This window comes from Methylobacterium sp. CCH5-D2 (assembly GCF_001556475.1).
GTDB lineage: Bacteria > Pseudomonadota > Alphaproteobacteria > Rhizobiales > Beijerinckiaceae > Methylobacterium > Methylobacterium hispanicum.
Window position 1 is genome coordinate 1 of the sequence record NZ_LSIX01000402.1, and the last position, 858, is coordinate 858.

1 protein-coding gene is annotated in these 858 nt (G+C 69.0%); it reads left to right on the forward strand.

The features are described 5' to 3' along the window. Window positions 1–351: 351 nt before the first annotated feature. Window positions 352–603 carry a hypothetical protein gene (locus AX737_RS10325; RefSeq protein WP_066921071.1) on the forward strand — a complete coding sequence of 84 codons (252 nt, stop codon included), beginning with the start codon at window positions 352–354 and terminating at the stop codon, window positions 601–603. Window positions 604–858: the final 255 nt, after the last annotated feature.

The following is an 858-nucleotide window of genomic DNA, read 5'->3' on the forward strand; positions in this document are numbered from 1 at the left end:
CCGGCGTCACCAACAGCCGCCGCGACACCGAGTTCGCCGTCGTCCGCGCCGGCGTCAACTACAAGTTCGGCTCGTACTAAGAGCCTCTCGCAGAACTCCCCCTGCGCCACCGCGCGCAGAGGGAGGACTCCCGGTGATCGGGAGTCGCGTGAGGTGCTCTGAGACCGCACGGACAGGTCCGGCGTCCCCAGCCCGATCGACTGGTCGCCAGGTCCCTGAGAGCCCCGGGAGGAAACTCCCGGGGCTTTCGCGTCGAACGGAGCGTTCGCCCGCGATCCCGCGCGCATTCGCAGATCTGCATTGCGCGCAATCGATTTCTCGATGCGGCAGCGATCGCGCTAGGGTGCTCGCATGTCTGGAGAGAACGGGCGCCGGCCGGGCCGCGCGGACGAGGCGAGCGAGATGGATGCGGCCGGCACGCCGCTGGAGCGGATCGCCGCTGCTCTGGGCTATCCCGCGACGATCTTCACGAGCGGTCTCGCCGTCGAGCCGCGACTCCGGGAGACCGCCGAGCTGCTGCGATTGTGGGCGAAGGTGCACGAGCCGGACGACGCGCAGCGCATCCTCGCCTTCGTCGCGGCGATCATCGCCGAGCAGGCGTAGGGGATCGGAGACGCCCGGCCGCGTAACGATGCCTGCTCCGGGACAGGCCGTCCCTGGAAGTCCGCCGAGGGACTGACCGCGGAACATTGCCGTCGATACAGGCGGGGCGCATCATACGGCTTGCCGGATCCGGGCGGCGGAGACTACAAGCTGCCACGGACGACGGGCCATAAAAAAGGCCACTCCCGAAGGAGCGGCCCGAAGTCTAGGGAGGAAACGCCCAAAAGAGGGCTGCGCGACCGCGACGCCATCGCG

Excerpts from the sequence above, each read along its gene's own strand:
- AX737_RS10325 (WP_066921071.1), top strand. The coding sequence starts at position 352 with ATGTCTGGAGAGAACGGGCGCCGGCCGGGCCGCGCGGACGAGGCGAGC.